The 20,498-nt window shown below is 68.5% G+C and carries 19 protein-coding genes; 16 read left to right on the top strand and 3 right to left on the bottom strand.

Going from position 1 to position 20,498, the window contains the following annotated elements; translation table 11 throughout:
* Nucleotides 1–78: 78 nt before the first annotated feature.
* Both DI276_RS12765 and DI276_RS12760 read left to right on the top strand, forming a co-directional pair.
* The gene (locus tag DI276_RS12765) at nt 79–714 is read left to right on the top strand and encodes a GntR family transcriptional regulator (RefSeq protein WP_112263512.1); all 636 of its coding nucleotides are present in this window, start codon (nt 79–81) and stop codon (nt 712–714) included.
* Complete coding sequence (locus DI276_RS12760) at nt 711–1,697, top strand: 1-aminocyclopropane-1-carboxylate deaminase (protein ID WP_112263511.1); 987 nt, start codon at nt 711–713, stop codon at nt 1,695–1,697. Before DI276_RS12765 ends, DI276_RS12760 begins: the two co-directional genes overlap by 4 nt.
* 30 nt (nt 1,698–1,727) lie before the next feature.
* Here DI276_RS12760 and DI276_RS12755 read toward each other — a convergent pair whose 3' ends face one another.
* The gene (locus DI276_RS12755) at nt 1,728–6,272 is read right to left on the bottom strand and encodes an ATP-dependent helicase (RefSeq protein ID WP_198680606.1); all 4,545 of its coding nucleotides are present in this window, start codon (nt 6,270–6,272) and stop codon (nt 1,728–1,730) included.
* 110 nt (nt 6,273–6,382) lie between these two features.
* Between DI276_RS12755 and DI276_RS12750 the strand changes: the two genes are divergently transcribed.
* The 8 genes from DI276_RS12750 to DI276_RS12715 all read left to right on the top strand — a co-directional run bounded on the left by DI276_RS12750 (nt 6,383) and on the right by DI276_RS12715 (nt 13,495).
* Entirely contained in the window at nt 6,383–8,254 is a 1,872-nt protein-coding gene (locus DI276_RS12750; protein WP_112263510.1) for an Hsp70 family protein, read from the top strand.
* 53 nt (nt 8,255–8,307) lie between these two features.
* Nucleotides 8,308–9,558, top strand: coding sequence for an MFS transporter (locus DI276_RS12745; protein WP_112263509.1), 1,251 nt, complete (start codon nt 8,308–8,310; stop codon nt 9,556–9,558).
* Nucleotides 9,559–9,567: 9 nt separating this feature from the next.
* Nucleotides 9,568–9,762 (top strand): DUF3046 domain-containing protein, encoded by a 195-nt coding sequence (locus DI276_RS12740; protein ID WP_112263508.1) that lies wholly within the window; start codon nt 9,568–9,570, stop codon nt 9,760–9,762.
* 146 nt (nt 9,763–9,908) lie between these two features.
* Complete coding sequence (gene recA, locus DI276_RS12735; RefSeq protein ID WP_112263507.1) at nt 9,909–10,955, top strand: recombinase RecA; 1,047 nt, start codon at nt 9,909–9,911, stop codon at nt 10,953–10,955.
* 15 nt (nt 10,956–10,970) lie between these two features.
* Nucleotides 10,971–11,480 (top strand): regulatory protein RecX, encoded by a 510-nt coding sequence (locus DI276_RS12730; protein ID WP_112263506.1) that lies wholly within the window; start codon nt 10,971–10,973, stop codon nt 11,478–11,480.
* On the top strand, nt 11,477–12,091 hold the full coding sequence (locus tag DI276_RS12725; protein WP_232836623.1) for a nucleotidyltransferase family protein: 615 nt from the start codon (nt 11,477–11,479) through the stop codon (nt 12,089–12,091). The genes DI276_RS12730 and DI276_RS12725 overlap by 4 nt, the downstream gene beginning before the upstream one ends.
* Nucleotides 12,092–12,140: 49 nt before the next feature.
* Nucleotides 12,141–12,593 carry a MarR family winged helix-turn-helix transcriptional regulator gene (locus tag DI276_RS12720; protein ID WP_112263505.1) on the top strand — a complete coding sequence of 151 codons (453 nt, stop codon included), beginning with the start codon at nt 12,141–12,143 and terminating at the stop codon, nt 12,591–12,593.
* 101 nt (nt 12,594–12,694) lie between these two features.
* Entirely contained in the window at nt 12,695–13,495 is an 801-nt protein-coding gene (locus tag DI276_RS12715; protein ID WP_112263504.1) for an alpha/beta fold hydrolase, read from the top strand.
* Nucleotides 13,496–13,546: 51 nt separating this feature from the next.
* Here the strand turns inward: DI276_RS12715 and DI276_RS12710 are convergent, their stop codons facing one another.
* The gene (locus DI276_RS12710; RefSeq protein WP_112263503.1) at nt 13,547–14,347 is read right to left on the bottom strand and encodes a S1 family peptidase; all 801 of its coding nucleotides are present in this window, start codon (nt 14,345–14,347) and stop codon (nt 13,547–13,549) included.
* Between the two features lie 187 nt (nt 14,348–14,534).
* Here DI276_RS12710 and DI276_RS12705 point away from each other — a divergent pair, with 187 nt between their 5' ends.
* From DI276_RS12705 to DI276_RS12690, 4 genes are all read left to right on the top strand, one after another.
* Nucleotides 14,535–15,278, top strand: a complete 744-nt coding sequence (locus tag DI276_RS12705; protein ID WP_112263502.1) for a hypothetical protein — start codon at nt 14,535–14,537, stop codon at nt 15,276–15,278.
* 42 nt (nt 15,279–15,320) lie between these two features.
* A complete protein-coding gene (locus DI276_RS12700) occupies nt 15,321–16,088 on the top strand; it encodes an RNA ligase family protein (RefSeq protein WP_112263501.1) in 768 nt (255 codons plus the stop codon).
* A gap of 67 nt (nt 16,089–16,155) precedes the next feature.
* Nucleotides 16,156–17,214: an AAA family ATPase gene (locus DI276_RS12695; RefSeq protein WP_198680605.1), complete on the top strand. Its 1,059-nt coding sequence runs from the start codon at nt 16,156–16,158 to the stop codon at nt 17,212–17,214.
* A 59-nt stretch (nt 17,215–17,273) separates the two neighbouring features.
* A complete protein-coding gene (locus tag DI276_RS12690) occupies nt 17,274–17,654 on the top strand; it encodes a hypothetical protein (protein WP_112263499.1) in 381 nt (126 codons plus the stop codon).
* A 173-nt stretch (nt 17,655–17,827) separates the two neighbouring features.
* Here DI276_RS12690 and DI276_RS12685 read toward each other — a convergent pair whose 3' ends face one another.
* Entirely contained in the window at nt 17,828–19,045 is a 1,218-nt protein-coding gene (locus DI276_RS12685) for a DUF4142 domain-containing protein (RefSeq protein ID WP_198680604.1), read from the bottom strand.
* A gap of 272 nt (nt 19,046–19,317) precedes the next feature.
* Between DI276_RS12685 and DI276_RS12680 the strand changes: the two genes are divergently transcribed.
* Together DI276_RS12680 and DI276_RS12675 are read left to right on the top strand one after the other, a co-directional pair.
* Nucleotides 19,318–19,845, top strand: a complete 528-nt coding sequence (locus DI276_RS12680; protein WP_112263497.1) for a sigma-70 family RNA polymerase sigma factor — start codon at nt 19,318–19,320, stop codon at nt 19,843–19,845.
* A gap of 4 nt (nt 19,846–19,849) precedes the next feature.
* Nucleotides 19,850–20,293 (top strand): zf-HC2 domain-containing protein, encoded by a 444-nt coding sequence (locus DI276_RS12675; RefSeq protein WP_112263802.1) that lies wholly within the window; start codon nt 19,850–19,852, stop codon nt 20,291–20,293.
* The last annotated feature ends 205 nt before the right edge of the window (nt 20,294–20,498 follow it).

The following is a 20,498-nucleotide window of genomic DNA, read 5'->3' as shown; positions in this document are numbered from 1 at the left end:
GAGCTGTCTGCTCGGGGGTTTTTGCTGTTCAACGGCCAGTGGTTGCGATCACTCAGGCCCAGCCCTACGCTGACTAATATGCAATATATTGGATATGGGTCGCTGAAGGAGCGGGCCGCGGCCGAGATCAGGTCGGCGATCGTGCGCGGCGACCTCGAACCAGGCACGGCCATCAAGGACGTCGAACTGGCGGAGAAGCTCGGCCTCTCCCGCACGCCGGTGCGCGAGGCGCTCGCCACGCTGACCGACGAGGGCCTCGTCGAGACCAAGCCGCACGCGTACACCCGCGTCACCGCGCTGGAAGCGGAGCCGGTGCTCGACGCACTCGTCGTCGTGCAGTCGCTGCACTCCCTCGCGATGGGCCTGGTCGTCCAGCGGAAGTCGCTCACGGCCGACGACATCGCCGCGATGCGCACCGCGAACAAGGCGTTCAAGAAAGCCCTCGACGCCAACGACGCCGTTGCCGCGCTGGCCGCCGACGACGAGTTCCACGCCGTGGCCATCAACTGCTGCAACAACTTCGCGATCGCCGCGACCATCGACCGTTACACGCCGCTCGTGCGCCGCGCCGAGCACAGCCGCTTCTCCTCGCCCAGCGCCCGCCACTCCGTCACCCAGCACCAGCAGATCATCGAAGCGTGCGAACAGGGCGACCACGTGCTCGCGGCCAGGCTGGTCGACGAGAACTGGAGCACCCTGCAGGAGGAACTGTGAACAGATTCCCGCTCCTCTTCGGTCCTTCCCCGGTCCACCGCCTGGACCGCCTGTCCACGCACCTCGGCGGCGCCTCGGTCTGGGCCAAGCGCGAGGACTGCAACTCCGGCCTCGCCTACGGCGGCAACAAGACCCGCAAGCTCGAGTACCTCGTCGCCGACGCGCTGGCCACCGGTTGCGACACACTGGTGTCGATCGGCGGCATCCAGTCCAACCACACCCGGCAGGTGGCGGCCGCGGCGGCCCGCGCGGGCCTGAAAGCCGTGCTGGTGCAGGAAAGCTGGGTCGACTGGACCGACGTCGGCAGTGACCGGGTGGGCAACATCCTGCTCAGCCGCATGATGGGAGCCGACGTCCGCCTGGTGAACGCCGAGTTCGGCATCGGCATCAAACCGGCCTGGGAACAGGCCATCGAGGACGTCCGCGCGTCCGGCGGCAAGCCCTACGCGATCCCGGCCGGCGCCTCCGACCACCCGCTGGGCGGCATGGGCTTCGCGAACTGGGCGGACGAGGTCCGCCAGCAGGAAGCCCAGCTGGGCGTCTTCTTCGACACCATCATCGTCTGCTCGGTCACCGGCAGCACGCAGGCCGGCATGGTCGCCGGCTTCGCGAACGACACCAACCGCCGCGTGCTCGGCATCGACGCCTCGGCCAAACCCGCCGAGACCCTCGACCAGATCACCCGCATCGCCCACAACACCGCCAAGCTCCGCGAGGTCACGGTGTCCGACGCGGACATCCTCCTCGACGACCGCTTCCACGCCGGCACCTACGGCGTCGCCGACGAGTCCACAGTGGACGCCATGCGCCTGGGCGCGAGCCTGGAAGGCATGATCACCGACCCCGTCTACGAGGGGAAGTCGCTGGCGGGCCTCATCCACCTGGTGTCGTCGGGCGAGATCGACCGCGACTCCACGGTGCTCTACGCCCACCTCGGCGGCCAACCGGCGCTGAACGCCTACAGCTCGCTGTTCCCGGCTTAGCACGCCGGGAGTCCGCGGCATGGCGGCTGTTCATGCTCTCAAGCGCAGTCCCTTCGGTGTGGCGCGAAAACCGGCTTCCTGGAGCACTGTCGCGAGGTGCGAGGTCAGCGCGACCTCGCCGTCGGCCCGTTGGACGGCCAGCTGACCCAGCCAGCCGTCGCGGACCGCCCGGCTCAGGGCGTTCGCGGCGATGCGCAACGTCGGCTCGTCGTCGGTGAAGGACAGCAGGGACTTGCCGCCTCGCTCGACGTACAGCGCCGGGGTGCCGTCGACCAGGACCGCCAGCGCACCGGCCTTGCGTGCTGGGCGATGTTTGCCTTCTCCCAACGGATCCGGCCACGGCAACGCGGCACCGTAGGGCTGAGCCGGGTCGGCCGCGGCGAGCACCACCGCCGCCTGGTCGGCTTGCGCCGGTTGGCCAGGTGGGCGCGACAACGCCCGCAGCCGGTCGACCGCACCGCGTGCCGCGAACTGGGCGGCACCCAGCCCTTCGACGACGTAGCCGCGGATGACCTGGCCGGACTCCTCCATCGCCCGCAGCACCTTGTAGACACCGCTGAACCCGCCGGTCACGCGTTCGGTGTCGAGGGCGCCGCGGGTCAGCACGCCGTGGCGTTCCAGGAAGGCCTCGGCTCTGGCGTGCGCCCGGCGGGTCGGGTCCTCCGCCGGGCTGACGGCCAGCGACCACCGGCCCGCCGCGGTGGGCGGACCCGTGCGCGACGGCATGTCCGGACGAGCGGCGCGCAGCCGGGCGTAGCGGCCCCGCGGCGCGCTGCGGCGAGGCTTGTGCGCCGCGCCGCCACCGGACACCAACGCGCGCAACGGGGACAGGGTGTCGTTGGTGATCAAGCCCGCCCACACCAGGTCCCACAAAGTGCCGACGACCTCGGCGTCCGTGCACGCCACGGACAGCGAGACGCGGTCGACCACCTGCCGGAAGAACAACGCCCCACCGGACAGGGCCTCCAGCACCGCCGTGTGCAGCGGCGACTCCGGGATCGACTCCGGCACCAGGTCGGGCAGCAGCAGGTCGGCCACGTCCGTTGGCGCCAAAGCGATCCAGCCGTCGCCACCGGCCAGCGCGCCGCAGCCCGTCCACGTCACCTCGCCCGACGCGGTCAGCTCGTCGAGCAGCGCCGGGTAGTAGCCGGGCAGCCGCGACGGGAGCAGCAGGGACTCCAGCGCACTGGCCGGAAGTGGTGCTCCCGCAAGCTGTTCGACCACCGAGAACACGTCGTCGACCGTCGGCGCCGAACGCAGCCGGCGGCCCAGGCCGTGCCACGCCGGCAGGAACCGGCCCAGTGCCGCCGGCTCGACCGGCTCCACCTCGGACCGCAGCCGCGCCAGCGAGGCACGGCGCAGGCGGCGGAGCACGTCCGCGTCGCAGTACTCGGTGTGTGTGCCGCCCGGCCGGAGCTCACCGCGGACCAGCCTGCCCGTGGCGGCCATCCGTTCCAGCACACCCGTCACCACGGCCACGCCCAGGCCGAACCGCGAAGCCGGCTCCGTGGCCGCGAACGGGCCGCGGGTGCGGGCGTAGCGGCTCAACAGGTCGCCCAGCGGATCGGCGACCGGTTCGGTGAAGGCCTCCGGGACGCCGACGGGGAGAGCTACCCCGAGCGCGTCGCGGACCCGGCCCGCGTCCTCGATCGCGATGGTGCGGTCCTCGCCGGCGATCCGGACGCGGATCGCCCGGCGCTGTGCCACCAGCTCGTCCAGCCACTCGCGGGGCACTCCGCGTTCGAGCGCCTCCGCGTCGGAGAGATCTCCGAGGAACCGCAACAGGTCCGCGGTGTCCTCTGCGTGCCGCGGGCGACGGTCTTCCGCCAGGCGTTGCAGGCTGCGTTCGACCTCGGCCACGACTTCCGGGTCCAGCAGCTCCCGGATCGCCTCGGAGCCGAGCAGCTCCGCGAGCAGCGTCGAGTCCAGTGACAGCGCTGCCGCACGACGTTCCGCCAGCGGAGCGTCCAGCTCGTAGAGGAACATGCCCACGTAACCGAAGAGCAGGCTGCGCGCGAACGGCGACGGCGACGGCGTCTCCACCTCGACCACGCGCACCCGGCGCGCGCGGACGTCCGACATCAGCTCGCGCAGGCCCGGCACGTCGTAGACGTCCTGCAGGCACTCGCGCATCGCCTCCAGGACCACCGGGAACCGCTCGTACTTCGCCGCCACCGACAACAGCTGCGCCGAGCGCTGCCGCTGTTGCCACAACGGGGTGCGCCGTTTGGGATCACGGCGGGGGAGCAGCAGGGAGCGGGCAGCGCACTCGCGGAACCGTGCCGCGAACAACGCCGAGCCGCCCACTTCCGCGACCACGATCTGCTCGACCTCGTCCGGATCCAGCAGCACGTCCTCGGCGCTCGCCGTCACCTCCATGCCCTCGAAGTCGAGCGCATCAGGAAGCCGCAGCACGATGCCGTCGTCGGAGTGCGCCGCCTGCACCTCGACGCCACGGCGTTCGCGCAGCCGTGCCGCGATCGCCAACGCCCACGGCGCGTTGACCTGAGCGCCGAACGGGGAGTGCACCACGAGCCGCCAGTCGCCCAGCTCGTCGCGGAACCGTTCCACCAGCACGGTTCTGTCGTTCGGGACGTGCCGTGTCGCCTCCCGCTGCTCGCCCAGATATGCCAGCAGGTTGTCCGTCGCCCACTCGTCCAGGCCGGCACTCGCGGCTCGTTCGCGGGCGGCTGAGTCCTCCATTGTGGACACTTCGCGGAGGAACTTGCCCATCGCACGGCCGAGCTCCAGCGGACGGCCCGGTGCGTCGCCCTTCCAGAACGGCATTCGCGCGGGCTGACCGGGAGCGGGCACCACGATCACTCGATCGTGGGTGATGTCCTCGACCCGCCACGACGACGTGCCCAGCAGGAACGTGTCGCCGACCCGCGACTCGTAGACCATCTCCTCGTCGAGCTCACCGACCCGCGAGCCGGGACCGTTCTCCGACGGCGGCGTCATCACCGCGAACAGCCCGCGGTCGGGAATCGTGCCGCCAGACGTGACCGCCAGCCGCTGCGAGCCAGGACGCCCGCGCAGCTCGGAGTTCACCCGGTCCCACGTGATCCGCGGCCGCAGCTCGCCGAACTCCTCGGACGGGTACCGGCCCGACAACATGTCCAGCACGGCGTGCAGCGCCGAGTCCGGCAGCCCGGCGAACGGCGCAGCCCGCCGCACCAGCGCCGTCAGCTCCTCGACCGTCCACGTCTCCATCGCCACCATCGCGACGATGTGCTGCGCCAGCACGTCGAGCGGGTTGCGCGGGAACTTCACGGCCTCGATCGCGCCGTTCTGCATCCGCTCCGCCACCACCGCGCACGACACCAGGTCGCCGCGGAACTTCGGGAACATCACGCCCCGCGACACCGCGCCCACCTGGTGACCGGCCCGGCCGACCCGCTGCAGCCCGGACGCGACCGACGGCGGCGCCTCGACCTGCACCACCAGGTCGACCGAGCCCATGTCGATGCCGAGCTCCAACGACGACGTGGCCACCACGCACGGCAGCCGCCCGGACTTCAGGTCTTCCTCCACGGCCGTGCGCTGCTCGCGGGACATCGAGCCGTGGTGCGCGCGGGCCACGGACGCGGTCTTCTGCACCGTCAGACCCGACTGACCGATCGCCTCAGCCGGGAACGACTCCAGTTCGGTGGCTTCTTCCGCGAGCTCGTTCAGGCGCGCGGTCAGCCGTTCGGCGAGCCGCCGCGAGTTCGCGAAGACGATCGTCGACCGGTGGGCTCGCACCAGTTCGAGCACCCGTGCCTCGACCGACGGCCAGATGGAGGTGCGTTGCTCGGCGCCGGCGGCCGAGCCCGACACCTCACCCGTCGGCTGGCCGAGCAGCGCCATGTCCTCGACCGGCACCTCCACCTCGACCTGGATGGTCTTGGGGGTCTTCGGCTGCACCACCGACACCGGCCGGCCGCCGGAGAGGAACGTGCTGATCTCCTCGACCGGCCGCACGGTCGCCGACAGGCCGATCCGCTGCGCCGGCCGTTCGAGCAGCGCGTCCAGCCGTTCGAGTGACAACGCCAGGTGCGCGCCGCGTTTGGTGCCCGCCACCGCGTGCACCTCGTCGACGATCACCGTCTCCACGCCGCGCAACGACTCGCGCGCCGACGACGTGAGCAGCAGGAACAACGACTCCGGCGTCGTCACCAGCACGTCAGGGGGAGTGCGCCCGAACGCCCGCCGTTCCTCGGGGGAGGTGTCGCCCGTCCGCATGCCCACGGTGATCGACGGTTCGGTGAGGTTCAGCCGGTGCGCTGCCTGCCGGATACCGGCCAGCGGCGCGCGGAGATTTCGCTCGACGTCCACCGCCAGCGCTTTCAACGGCGACACGTAAAGCACCCGGCACCGTCGTTTCGGCTCGGCCGGCACCGTGGAGGAAGCCAGCCGATCCAGCGCCCACAGGAACGCGGCCAGCGTCTTGCCCGAGCCCGTCGGGGCGATGACCAGCGCGTGCTCGCCCGCCGCCGCGGCCGCCCACGCACCCGTCTGCGCCTGGGTTGGCGCGGCGAAGGCCCCGGCGAACCATTGCCTGGTCGCGGGTGAGAAAGCCTCCATCACGTCCATGGCGACCATCATGACAACCGGGTCTGACAATTTCTGATTGCGCAGGTCCGAGCACCCGCCGAAGCCCGCTGTGGCACGATCACCCACGTACGTCCTGCGAGGGGAGCACGGTGCGCGTCCTGTCCGTCGACCTGGGCACCGCCAACACGGTTGCGGTGCTGTCCGACCACGGTGTGGTGGATCTGGACGGAGGTCCCACCATGCCCTCGTCCGTCTACCTCGACGAGGACGGCACCCTGCACGTCGGCAGAGAAGCGGAGCGGCGTTCGCGCCAGGACCCGTCGCGCTACGAGCCGAACCCGAAGCGCCACATCGACAAGGCGACGATCAAGCTCGGCGAGACGAACCTGCCGGTCAACGACGCGCTCGCGGCCATCTACGCGCGCGTGATGGAAGCCGTGACGCCGTTGCTGCAAGGTGGGCAGCTCGACGAGATCCGCCTGACCCTCCCCGCGGAATGGGGGCCGTCCAGGCGCAACAAGCTGCTGTCCTCGGCGAGGCTCGCGGGCATGACCGGCGAGCTCGTGCCGGTTCCCGAGGCCATCGCGGTGGCGTCGCTCGGCGGTGGCCGCCCGCTCGCGGTCTACGACTTCGGCGCCGACACGTTCGACGTCTCCGTGCTCGACTCCCAGCACCGGATCCTCGCGGACGGCAGCCTCAGCGACGTCGGTGGTCTCGACATCGACCAGGCGCTGCTCGAGCACATCGGCCGCGCGGTCTCCCACAAGGACCCGGCCGGGTGGCAGCGGTTGCTGCGCCCGACGTCCGTGGACGACCACCGCGCCCGGCTCGGCCTGCGCGAGGAGCTGCGCCTGGCCAAGGAGGACCTCTCCGAGCTGCCTCAGGTCGAGGTGCTGATGCCGGAGCCGTTCGAGAAGGTCGTCGTCACGCGTGCCGAGCTGGAGGCGTTGGTCCGGCCGAGCCTGATCCGCAGCACCGAGGTCCTCATCACGACCGTGCAGAAGGCAGGGGTCACGCCCGAGCACGTCTACCTCGTCGGCGGTTCCTGCCGGATGCCGCTGGTCGCGCAGGTCATCGCGGAGAGGGTCGGCATCGTCCCGACCAACCCGGACCACCCGGAGACGATCGTTGCGTCCGGCGCGCAGGTCGTGGACCGCGCGACGATCACGTTGAAGACCGAGGACGACAAGCCCAAGTACGTCGAGCCGCCGACGGTGGTGACCGCGCCGGTCAGCCCGGCCGTCACCGGCCCGCACCCGGTCGGCCCGAACGTCAGCGGCCCGAACCCCGTGATCAGCGGTGCGTACCCGAACCCGAACGTGAGCGGGCCGTACCCGAACCCGAACGTGAGCGGTTCGTACTCGGCGAGCGGCACCTACCAGCTGACCTCGCCGTACCCGAACCCGAACGTCAGCGGCAGCTACCCGATGAACTTCCCGCAGCAGGCGCCGCCGAAGAAGGACAACAAGAAGGTCCTCCTCGGCATCGGCGGTGCGGTGGTGGCGCTGGCCGTCGTCATCGGCGCGGTGTTCGCGTTCTCCGGCCCGGACCTGCCCAGCGCGAACGAGTGCAAGGACGACACCGCGCGGGACGGTCAGGGCTTCACGAAGTGCCTGCGCCAGCTCGCGGGCAACGTGCCGGACGGCGGTGGCTGCGAGAAGGCCGATTCCGCGCAGATCACCGGCATGGAGGAGATCAAGGGCACGGTCGTGAGCTGCACGATCCGCGACGGCTACGCGGTCCAGTACATCCTCACCGACAGCGTCACCGGCGCCGAGAACAACGCCAACACCATCGTGAAGTCGTTCCAGACCGACCGCGTCGAGGCCGACTGGACCGGCAACGGGCTGGAGGGCACCTACCGCGCGGCCACGTCGAGCGGCACCGGCGTGCTGGTGTTCACGGCCAAGGGACGGCCGATGTTCGGCATCCTCACCAAGAACGCCGAGGAGAACGCCGACGAGCTCAAGCCGGACGAGGTCGCCGACTTCTTCGAGCAGTCCGTTCAACCGGGTGAGTAACCGCCCCTGATGGACCTGTCGGCGCGCGGCCCGAGCGTGCCACCATCGCGATCATGGTGACCGTCGCGCCGCAGGTCGAACGCGTGCAGCGCAAGGTCGTCCGCGTGCTGACCGGCACCCAGATCCTGGGGTCGGCGGCGGTGACGATCGGCCTCGCGTTCAGCACGTTGATCGCCGCGGCGCTGTCCGGGTCCGAGGCGGTGGGCGGGCTCGCGCAGACCGCGGCCGTCGCCGGTGCCGCATTGCTCGCCTTACCCGGCGCCTGGCTGGCGCAACGGCATGGGCGCCGGCCCGCGTTGATCCTCGGCTACGGCATGGGCGCGCTCGGTGCGTTGATCGCCGCTGTCGCCGTGGGTTTCGCGTTGTGGCAAGTGTTGTTGGTCGGGCTGCTGCTGTTCGGAGGGGCATCCAGCGCGAACTATGCGGCTCGTTATGCCGCTACGGATTTGGCGGATCCGCAACGTCGTGCGCGTGAGCTCTCCCGTGTGGTGTGGGCCGCCATGATCGGCGCGATCATCGGGCCGAACCTCGCCGACCCGGCTGGACGGATGGCCGGCGCCCTGGGGCTGCCGGTGGGGGTCGGGCCGTTCCTGCTGGCTGCACTGGTGCTCGGCGCGGCCGTGCTGGTGATCCAGTTCGGGCTGCGGCCGGACCCGCTGGTCGTCGTGAAGAGCACCCGACCGGTTGAATCCGCGCACTGCGCCGGTGGCGGCTCGCCAGGCGGTCTGAAGATCTGGGGCTCGCTCGGGTCGATGGCGCGACTTGCACTCGTTGGAGTGATGTTGTGCCACACCGCGATGGTCGGGCTGATGTCGATGACGCCGGTGCACATGAACCACGCCGGGTCGTCGTTGCGCGTGGTCGGCGTGGTGATCAGCCTGCACGTCGCCGCGATGTACGCCGCGAGCCCGCTGTTCGGGTGGATGGCCGACCGGCTGGGGCGCGTGCCGGTGCTCGCGATCGGCGCGTCGCTGGTGGTGGCGGCGTCCGGCATCGCGGGGACGGCGCCGTCGCACGACGCACCGCAGCTCGCCGCGGGACTGGCGCTGCTCGGGTTCGGCTGGTCGGCGGGGCTGGTGTCGGGGTCGGCGTTGCTGACCGAGTCCGTGCGGGTCGAGGACCGGCCGGCCGCGCAGGGACTGTCCGATCTGCTGATGAACGTCGGTGGCGCCATTGGTGGCGCGGTGTCGGGGATCGTCGTGACGGCGTGGTCGTACGCGGCGCTCGGGCTGATCGTCGGGTTCACCGCGCTGCCGTTGCTCGTCGTGTGCCTCTTCGCATCGCTGCGCAGGCCTGTTCGTTAGGGTCTTCCGGTGCGCATCACCATGTTCCGCAAACTCATGGCAGGGGAGTTCGGCCAGGTCAGGGCCGAGATGATCGCCCACGACCACGTGCTGTCGTCGCTCGGCGGCCGCACCGCGGACCAGGCGCTGGAGGCAGGAATCAGCGCCAAGGAGGTCTGGGTCGCGGTCTGCAACGCGTTCGAAGTTCCCGAAAATCGGCGCTGAGCTGGCTGTTCGGAGTGTCGCGTGTGCTCGAACACGTGTTCGGCTAGAGTGGCTCCGACCCCGGCTTCGCAAAATTGTCAGACCCCGCCAGTAGCGTCAGGTCCAACATGACGAAGCAACGGCAGACGACAAAAGGTGGACCCAAGATGGCACCCGCAGCACCCGACCGGGACAAGGCGCTCGAGCTGGCCCTGGCGCAGATCGACAAGCAGTTCGGCAAGGGCTCCGTGATGCGCCTCGGCGAAGAGGGCCGCGCCCCGATCGAGGTCATCCCGACCGGTGCCATCGCGCTGGACGTGGCGCTGGGCATCGGTGGTCTGCCCAAGGGTCGTGTCGTCGAGATCTACGGTCCGGAGTCCTCCGGTAAGACCACCGTCGCGCTGCACGCCGTGGCGAACGCGCAGAAGAACGGTGGCATCGCCGCGTTCATCGACGCGGAGCACGCGCTCGACCCCGAGTACGCGAAGAAGCTGGGTGTCGACACCGACGCGCTGCTGGTGTCGCAGCCCGACACCGGTGAGCAGGCGCTCGAGATCGCGGACATGCTGGTCCGCTCCGGCGCGCTCGACATCCTGGTCATCGACTCGGTCGCCGCCCTCGTGCCGCGCGCCGAGATCGAGGGCGAGATGGGTGACAACCACGTCGGTCTGCAGGCCCGCCTGATGAGCCAGGCGCTGCGCAAGATCACCGGTGCGCTCAACGCGTCCAACACCACCGCGATCTTCATCAACCAGCTGCGCGAGAAGATCGGCGTGATGTTCGGCTCCCCGGAGACCACGACCGGTGGTAAGGCGCTGAAGTTCTACGCCTCCGTGCGTCTGGACGTGCGCCGCATCGAGACCCTGAAGGACGGCGGCGAGCCCGTCGGCAACCGCACCAGGGTCAAGGTCGTGAAGAACAAGGTCGCGCCGCCGTTCAAGCAGGCCGAGTTCGACATCCTCTACGGCAAGGGCATCAGCCGCGAGGGCTCGCTCATCGACATGGGCGTCGACCAGGGCATCCTGCGCAAGTCCGGTGCCTGGTACACCTACGAGGGCGACCAGCTGGGCCAGGGCAAGGAGAACGCCCGCAAGTTCCTGCTGGACAACCCGGACATCGCGAACGAGGTCGAGAAGCGCATCAAGGACAAGCTGGGCATCGGCGCCACCCTCGACGCCGACGATGCCGCCCCTGCCGCGCCGGTCGAGTTCTAAGAGGACAGGCAGAGATTGGACGAGGCTGAGGAGCAGCGCAAAGCACGCGACATCTGCTACGCGCTGCTCACCGCTCGCGCCCGATCCCGGCAAGAGCTGTACGACGCGTTGCTGCGCAAGGGAATCAGTGCCGGCGTGGCAGAGGTCGTGCTCGGCAAGTTCGACCGCGCCGGCCTGATCGACGACGCCCAGTTCGCCGAGATGTGGGTGCGCTCCCGCCACACCTACAACGGCCTGGGCCGCCGAGCCCTGGCCGTGGAGCTCCGCCGCAAGGGCGTGGCCGACGACGTGGTCGCCGAAGCCGTGGCCGCGGTCGACAGCGAGGCGGAGGAAGAACGGGCCCGCGAACTGGTCCGCAAACGCCTCCGCACGCTGTCCGGTGTGGACGAGACGACCAAGATCCGCCGCCTGGTGGGTGCGTTGGCGCGCAAGGGTTACGCCGAAGGCCTCGCCTACCGCGTGGTCCGCGACGAGCTCCGCGCGGCCGGCGACGAGGCCTCGGCCCTGGATGAGCCCTGGTCGTGAAGCCGTTGCCGGGCTTGCCGATCGGCCGCCTCCCGGTGGACGAACAGCTGGACGCACTGCGAGCGACCCTTGCCCGCAACGAGTTGCTGATGGAGGTCTTGGACCGCGCCGCGAAACTCGACCTCCCCGGCTGGTACCTGACGGCCGGGTGCCTGTTCCAGACCGTGTGGAACGTGGTCACCGGCCGTCCGCCGAGCGAGGGCATCAGGGACTACGACCTGTTCTACTTCGACGACTCCGATCTCGGCTGGGACGCCGAGAACGAGGTCATCGAGGCAGGCGAACGCGCCTTCGGCGACCTGCCCGCGGTGGTCGAGATCCGCAACGAGGCACGTGTGCACCTGTGGTACTCCGACCACTTCGGCGTTCCCTGCCCGCCGTACATCTCGACCGAAGCGGCCATCGACTCGTTCGCGGCGACGACCTGCTGTCTGGGCGTGCGGGTCGACAGCACCGGCAAGTGGCGCATCTACGCGCCGCACGGCTTGGCCGACGTGTTCAACCTCGTCGTTCGCCCCAACCCCGTGCTCGCCCCGCGCAGCGTCTACGAGACGAAGACACGGCGATGGCGCGAACAGTGGCCCGAGCTCACCGTGCTTCCCTGGCCGTAGCGGCTGACTACGTCGCGTGATTACATCGTGCACGAGTAGTCTGGCTGGTGTGAGCACCACTCCCGACGCACCGTCTGCGTCCACCCCCACGGTCTCCGACCTGCTCTGCTTCGACCTCTACACGACGTCGCGAGCAGTCACGGGCTTCTACCGCCCGATCTTGGACAAGGCCGGCATCACCTACCCGCAGTTCCTGGTGATGCTGCTGCTGTGGGAGCGCGACTCGCGGCCGATCCGGGAGCTCGTCCAGGAGCTCGACCTCGAGTACAGCACCTTGTCACCGTTGATCAAGCGGCTGGAGAAGAGCGGGCTGCTCGTGCGCGTCACGCATCCGGACGACGAGCGGTCCGTGCTCGTCCAGCTCACCGACAAGGGCCGTGACCTGCGGTGGATCGGCAGCGAGATGACCAGCCAGCTCGGTGAGGCGCTCGGCATGACCGACGACGAGATCACCGTCCTGCGCAAGGCGTTGCACCGGGTCAAGCACGGCGCCGAGCGCTAGTGAGCTGAATTACATCGCGTACGAGGTAACTTGTCGGGTAACTTACATCGTGCACGACCTAATCGAGCACGATGCACAGCCGACGAGAGAGTGAGAGAGCAATGCGAGTTCGTAAGGTGTTCGCCGTTCTTGGGTCCCTGCTGGCGCTGGCTGCGGTTGTCCCGTCGGGTGCGGGTGCCTCGGACGAGACCGAGAAGTCCGGCGCCAAGAAGCCGACCATCGTGCTGGTGCACGGCGCGTTCGCGGATGCGTCCAGTTGGAACGGTGTCGTGGAGCGCCTACAGCGCAAGGGATTCCCGGTCGTCGCGGTGGCGAACCCGCTGCGGTCGCTCACCGGTGACGCGAGCTACCTGCGCAAGGTGCTCGCCTCGATCGAGGGGCCGATCGTGCTCGCCGGCCACTCCTACGGCGGCATGGTCCAGTCCGAGGCTGCGCTCGGCAACCCGAACGTGAAGTCGCTCGTCTACGTCGCGGCGTTCGCACCGGAGAAGGGTGAGAGCGCGCTCGACCTGTCGAACAAGTTCCCCGGCGGCACCCTCGGCGACACGCTGCAGGCCATCGATCTCGGTGACGGCACCAACGACCTGGTGATCCAGCAGGACAAGTACTGGCAGCAGTTCGCCGCCGACGTGTCCCGCAAGGAGGCGACGCTGGCAGCGGCGACGCAGCGCCCGGTCAACGACACCGCGCTGACCGAGAAGGCCGGTGAGCCCGCGTGGCACAACATCCCGTCGTACTTCGTGGTGGCGGGCAAGGACAAGAACATTCCGATCGCGGCCCAGAAGTGGATGGCCGAGCGCGCTCACGCCCGCGCCGTCGTCGAGGTCGCCGACGCCTCGCACTCGGTGGCCGTGTCTCAGCCGGCAACTGTGGCCGACCTGATTGTCCGTGCGGCGCGTTAGTAGAAGCAGAAAGCCGGGGCGCAGCAGGGGCGCCCCGGCTTTCGCCATGTCCTACGGCTTCGCGACCTTGCAGCCGGGCAACGACAGGTTCAGCGTCGTGCCGGGACCGAAGCAGGGTACGAAGTCGAACGTCTGCTGGCCGTAGTTGATGCCCTTGCGGACGGTGATCCGGCCGGCGGCGTCGACCTCGCACGGGTTGTTCATCGTGCAGCGGCCGCCGCTTTCGTTGCCGGTGTTGTTGACGCCGACGACCTTGCCGCTCGCGTTGTCGACGACCGGCGAACCCGAGGTGCCGCCGATGGTGTTGCACGACGACGTGTAGCGCAGCGAGTCGCGCCAGGTCCAGTCGGCTTCCTTGAGCTGGTGCACGAAGCCGTCGATCTGGCAGGAGTAGATCCGCTTCCAGTAGCCGGAGACGACGCGGATGTCGGTCTTGGCCACGGGGTGCGACGCCGACAGTTCCAGCGCACGGCTGCCGTACTGCTGCTGGATCTGCCCATAGGTCGTGTTGAGCTGGTAGAACGCGGCGTCGGTGCCGGTCATCGTCGCGTAGACGAGTTTCGTGCCAGTCAGGGTCGCGATTTTCGAGCCAGAGCTGTTGAGCAGGCTGAAGCTGCGCGAGACCGACCGGTTGACGATCACCTGGCCAGCCTTCATGAGCTCGACGCAGTGCCCGTTCGTGAGCACGAGCGCCTTGTCCGCAGGTGCTGAGTTCGGCAACCGGACGAGGGAACCGGAACAGTTGTTGAGAGCCACGATTCCGGTGAAGTCGACGGCGGCCTGTGCGGGTGCCGTCGTCACACCGAGTGCGGCGATCGCCGCGAGCAGGGAAACGACGAGTCGTCGTGCCATGTGCAGGGTCCTTTCACAGGGATGGCATCCAGCGCCAAGCCTGTACGGATCGTAGTTGTCTCGCTACCTTCGGAAGTCGGCTGATGGGCGGCTCGTAACTCGATCGAGTGACGATGTGGTGGTGCGCTAACAGGCCAAGCGGACCAATCGACGTCGTGGTCACACATCGCAACCGCGAGGAGCCGTGATGACCTTTCCGACGCAGCCCGTCTACGCCCCTCCACCGGTCGCACCGCACAAGCCCGCGCGGTTCGGTGCGCTCGCGTGGACGGCGTTGATCCTCGGGATCGTCGGCGTCGTCGGCTCGCCGATCATCATCTTCAACAACCTCACCGCGATCGCCGCGTTCGTCGGTCTCGTGCTCGGCGTCATCGCGTTGTTCGGCACGCGCAAGATCCTTGCGGCGGTCGGCGTTGTCCTTTGTGTCGCGGCGATCGCCTTCACCGTGGTGGCGCAGAAGGCCGCGGTCGAGGAGCTCGACAAGATCCTCAACGAGGGACAGGCGGGCGACACGCCGAAGCAGGAGGCTCTCGTGCAGTCACCGACCTGGGGCGAGCGTCACACGTGGGCGAACGGCCTCTCGGTCGACGTCGAAGCGCCCGTCGCGTGCACGCCGGGCCAGTACGCGTCACCGCAGAACATCGCCCGCGCGGTGAAGTTCAAGGTCACCATCACCAACGGCACGGGCGCCGCGTTCGAGACCGCGTTGCTGTCGATGGGCGACGACGCGCAGTTCAACGGGCAGAAGGCAGAGCGGGTGTTCGACACCGGCGGTGGCTGCGGCGGTGGGTTCGAGTCGGCGACCGTGTTGCCCGGCAAGACCTACACCTACGAAGCGGCGTACTCCGTCGGCGCGCAGCCCGGTGAGATGCAGCTCGTGTTCGAACCGACGTTCAACTCCGACAAGGCCGCGTTCGTCGGCAAGGCGTAAACCGTTCGCGAGCGGGCGCCCGGACGGGTTACAAATCGGGGCATGTTGCGCAAGTATCCGCGAACGCCCCACCTCGAGGGCTCGCGCCTGCAACCGGGCGACGAGGACCTCGACCAGGTGCCGTTCCGCGCGATCGCGGGACGGCATCTGGTCGTCGAGGAGAAGCTCGACGGCGCCAACGCGGGCATCAGCTTCGACTCCGCCGGCACGCTGAAGTTGCAGTCACGCGGCCACTTCCTGACCGGCGGACCTCGTGAACGCCAGTTCGCGCCGTTGAAGGCGTGGGCCGCGACGCACCAGAGCGTGCTCTGGGAGAGGCTCGGCACGCGCTACGTCCTCTACGGGGAATGGTTGTACGCCAAGCACACCGTGTTCTACGACGCGTTGCCGCAGCACTTCTGCGAGTTCGACCTGCTCGACCGCGAGACCGGCGACTTCCTGTCCACGCCGGAACGCCGCCGCCTGCTCGACGGCACGCCGGTGGTCTCCGTGCCGGTGCTGCACGAGGGTCCGCTGCGGACGTTGAAGGACTTGACCGCGCTGATCGGCCCGTCCACCTGCCGCACGCCGGCGTGGCGCGACGCGCTGGTCGAGGCGGCGCGCGCGGCGGGGCAGGACCCGGAAGTCGTTGTCGCGGAGACGGATTCCGACGACCACATGGAAGGCCTCTACATCAAGGTGGAGGAGGACGGCCGCACGGTCGAGCGCTACAAGTGGGTGCGCCCGACGTTCCTCACGGCCGTGCTGGACTCGGGCAGCCACTGGCAGGACCGCCCGATCCTCCCGAACCGGGTGGTGTCCCGTGTTTGAGGAGCTCTGCCCAGTCGGTCCACAGTGGACTCTTGACTGGGACGCCGTTCGCTCGGCGTTCCCCTGGGTGCGCGCATTGGAAGGCGTCCCGCAGGATCCGATCCACCACGCGGAAGGCGACGTCGCCACGCACACCCGGATGGCCTGCGAGGCGCTCGTCGCACTACCGGAGTGGCGCGCACGCCCAGAGCCCGACCGCGTGCGCTTGTTCGCGACGGTCCTGCTGCACGACGTGGCGAAGCCCTTCCGCACCCAGATCGAGGACGGCCGCATCACCGCACACGGCCACTCCCGCGCCGGAGACCTGTTGGCGCGCAAGCTGTTGTGGGAGATGGGCCGTCCGATCGCCTGGCGCGAGCACGTCGCCGCGCTGGTGCGGCACCACCAGGTGCCGCTCTGGGCGCTGGAACGACCAGACCTCGACCAGATCGCGTTCCGGGTGAGCCTGGTCGCCCGGAACGACGACCTGGCCACGCTCGCCCGTGCCGACATCCTCGGGCGGATCTGCGGCGACACCGAGTCCGTGCTCGAGAACATCGCCCTGTTCGAGGAGTACTGCCGCGAACGCGACTGCCTCGACCGCCCGCGGCTCTTCCCGTCCGACCACGCACGCTTCCAGTACTTCCGCACACCTGGCCGCGACCCGAACTACGCCGCCTACGACGACACCCGCGTCGAGGTGACGGTGCTGTCCGGGTTGCCAGGTGTCGGCAAGGACCACTGGATCGCCAGTCATCGGCCGGGCTGGCCGGTGGTGAGCCTCGACTCGGTCCGCGAACGCCTGGGCATCGCGCCCGACGGCGACCAACGTGCGGTGGCGGCCGCAGCTTTCGAAGAGGCGCGGGTCCTGCTGAGAGCGGGGGAGCGGTTCGTCTGGAACGCGACCAACATCTCCCGCCAGCTGCGCGACCGCTGCATCGGACTCGCCGCGGACTACCGCGCCCGGATCACGCTGATCGGGCTCGAAGCTCCGCAGGCCGTGATCCACGCCCGCAACCGCGCCCGTCCGGAACCGGTGCCGGCCGCGGTGATCGACCGGCTCGTCGGCAAGTGGGAGGCGGTCGATCTCACCGAGGCGCATGCCGTCGAACGGGTGGACACGGCACAAATGTCGACACGTACATAGCCGCTCCACCGATGCCTCATACAAGGGATCCCTGCCAGGCCTTGTTGGAGGCGCGCACCATGACCGACGTTCCGGTGACCAGATCCGTCCGCCTGATCTTCGAGTTCACCGCTGACGGCGTCCGGCTGCTCGAGCAGCATCCGGTGAACGTGTCCGTCGGACTCTTCCGCGATGATCAAGCCGGCGACCACGTCGAGGTGCGCAACCGCGACGGCCGCGTCGTCAGCCGTGTCCCGGTGTGGGCGGGCCTCGGCAGCAACGTCGAAACGTTCCCCCAAGATCCATATATCACCTCGGAGGCCACGCGCATCCTGACGGTCGTCGTGCCCACTCCGCCCGACGCCGACCACGTCGCCGTCGTCCGCGACATCCGCACGGCCGGAAACACCGCCGGAGCCAGCCACGTTGAGGTTCTCGGCACGTTCCGCCTTCAACGCTGATTATGTCAACCTTCCACCTCGCTGACCTGCGCCTTAGCAACGAGACTTTGGACTTCGTCCGCAAAAGACTCATTGCTAGGGGTCGGGGAGGTGGGCCCGGCGGGCTGGCGGACGGCCCGCCGGGCGGTGATATATCGGTTGGCGAGGGCGGCGCAGCCGATATATCGGTGGGGCTAGCGGCGGTGTTCGCCGTGGTGGCCGATGGCTCGGACCAGCCAGAGGGTGCCCGCGCCGGCGACGACGAGGACGATGATGCCGGTGATGAAGCCGATGCTCGTGGACGAGTCGTCGGGCTGTGGGGGCGGGCTGTTGTTGGACTTGGTCTGAGCCATGGGCGGGATGTCGGTCATCAAGAGCGAGTTGGCCTTCACCAGGCCCGTGCCCTCCAGCAGCAGCATGTGCTTGAGGAGGAGTGTCAGACCGGTTTGTGCGGCGACGCGCGCGGGGACGCTCTTGGTCGTCGCGCGTGCCTGAGCGACCTGGATGATCAGCGAGCCGTCGGCGGCGCGCGACAGGTTCGCGTACATGCGGTCGAGCTCCTCGCCCGAGCTGTTCGTGATCGCGTTCGCCCACGACTTCTGCTCCGTCGTCGGTTCGGTCGGGAGGTCCACCCCGATCTGGCCGGCCGCCTCGGTGACCGCCGAGACGAGCTGGGTGTGCTCGGCCGCGAGCTGGCCGGCGACCTTGCGGACCTTCGCGTCCCTGGCTCGATCGGAGCTCTCGCGGCTCGCCGGTTTCTGCCAAAGCGAATGCTGGGTGAGCAGCACGAGCAATTCCCGGTCCGACGGTTCGATGTTCTGGCCGATGACGCGAACCGCGTTCACCTGTGCCTTGGCCGTCACCAATTCGAGGGCGGACGGGTCGACCAGTCCGGTGTTCTCGAGGACCGTCATCGTGCGGACGAGCATTTGCAGGGTTTGGTGAGCGAGCGTTCGAATTGTGGTGTTCTGCGTCGTGGCGCGCGTTTGTGTCGCCATTACGAGAAGGCCGCCCTGGGTCTGCCGCACGATCGTCGCGTAGGCGCGGTCGTGGTTGTCCCCGGTGCGTTCGGCCATCTCGTTGATGAGTGACTGGTGTTCACTGCTCACATCGTTCGGCAGGACGATGCCGAGTTCGAGGGCGGCTTTGAGAAGATCGACGTCGAGTCGGGAGTGGCCTTCGAAGATGTCCCTTCCGGCGTTGCTGATCCCCGCATTCGTCGTGCGCGCTGGAGCTTCTTTGCTGACTGGTATCAGCCACGAGTTCGCTTGGCGCAGAGATACCATGAAAGAGCGTTCTGAGGGTTGCACGTCAGTCGACTGCGCATTCGCCGGAACTGCTCCGATGAAAGCTCCGAGAAATACGACAGATGAGACGGCAAACAGCGCTGCATGCTGCCCCAGCGTGCCCAACCGGTGACGCATAGTGCCCGTTCCTCCCCGCGATCGAGCTGCCTTCGAAGGTGATACGTGCTGGTGGGGCCGTAGTTCATCACGCATGCCGACTTGATTATGTGACGTGGATCACAGTAGAACTTGCGAACCATTGCGGCTGAATTTACGTACCCGAGAGGATTTCGTGTTCACGATGTAGGATGCGATGGATTCCATGCTCGGCCACCGAGTCGCTAGGCCTGCCGCCCGAAGCGAAGCCGTCGCCGATATCTGGGGAGGTCGCAAGCTTCATGGTTGATCAGGGCAGGGTCGCTCAAGTCCATCAGGACGAGGAATTGCTCACGCTCCTCTACGGGCAGTTCCAGCGGATGCTGTTCTCGCAGGTCCTGTGTCTGACCAACTACGACCGCCAATGGACGGAAGACGTCGTCCAGGAGACGTTGATCAGGGCCTGGCAGAACTCCGCGCATCTCGTTCGTGAACCGGGGATGTTGCGCGGCTGGCTTTGTACCGTGGCTCGTCGCATTGTGATCGACGGATGGCGCAGCCGACAGGCGCGGCCGCAGGAAGTGGAATTGCTTCGCCCGGACATCGCCGAATCTCCGGACGACACCGAACAGACACTTTCGGTGATGGTCATTACCGACGTGGTACGCCAATTGAGTGAAGAACATCGTTCAGCTATCTACGAAACGTATGTCATGGGGCGAACGGTGAAGGAGGCCGCGATCGTTCTGGGAGTCCCAGAAGGAACCGTCAAGTCCCGGCTGTACAAGGCGATGCACACGATCCGCCGGGCGCTGCAGGACAGGAGCTAGCGTGATGGTGATCCGTCAACCACATCACGACCACGGGGAGCACGGGGCAGGAGCCTCAGACGAAGCCGCGAACGACGAAAACCGCACGAGCCCGGAGGGGTCGTGCGGTGATGTTGCGGCGTATGTGCTCGGGGTCCTCGAGCCCGACCAGCACGTGATCTTCTCCCGGCACCTAGCCGGGTGCGAGAGCTGCCAGCGCGACGCGGCCGACTTCGGCATGTTCGCGCCGGTGCTGCGTGAGGTCGTCGGCCAACCGGCCGGGCGCCACCCGTGCCGCATCACGCGCAGCATCCTGGTGGTGGCGGCGGGCGTCGTGGTGGCCGTCGCCGCGGTGCTCTCGGTGGTGGAGTCTTTGTCCACGCGCCCCGCCGACCCCGTCGAGGTCGGCACCCTGACGCGCGCGGTGTCCGCTCACGCTGAGCAGTTTCCGCTGTTCCGCCACGTCTGAGCGGGTGGGCGAGCCGATGAGCGCACAGACGAGGCGGAGCCACCCGCGCACCAGCCTGGCCCAGATCATCGCGCTCTCCCGCACAGCTCACAGTTCCGTTCACCGTTACCTGTGGGTAAGTTTGCCCGACGACGAAGCGCAGGTCTCTACGGTCCTCACCGAAGGAACACCGAAACCTTCGGCCTGCGGTCCTCTCGGTACCGAA

Source organism: Lentzea terrae, from assembly GCF_003265345.1.
Lineage (GTDB): Bacteria > Actinomycetota > Actinomycetes > Mycobacteriales > Pseudonocardiaceae > Lentzea > Lentzea terrae.
Note: the sequence above shows the minus strand (reverse complement) of the source record. Positions and strands in the feature narration are given on the sequence as shown.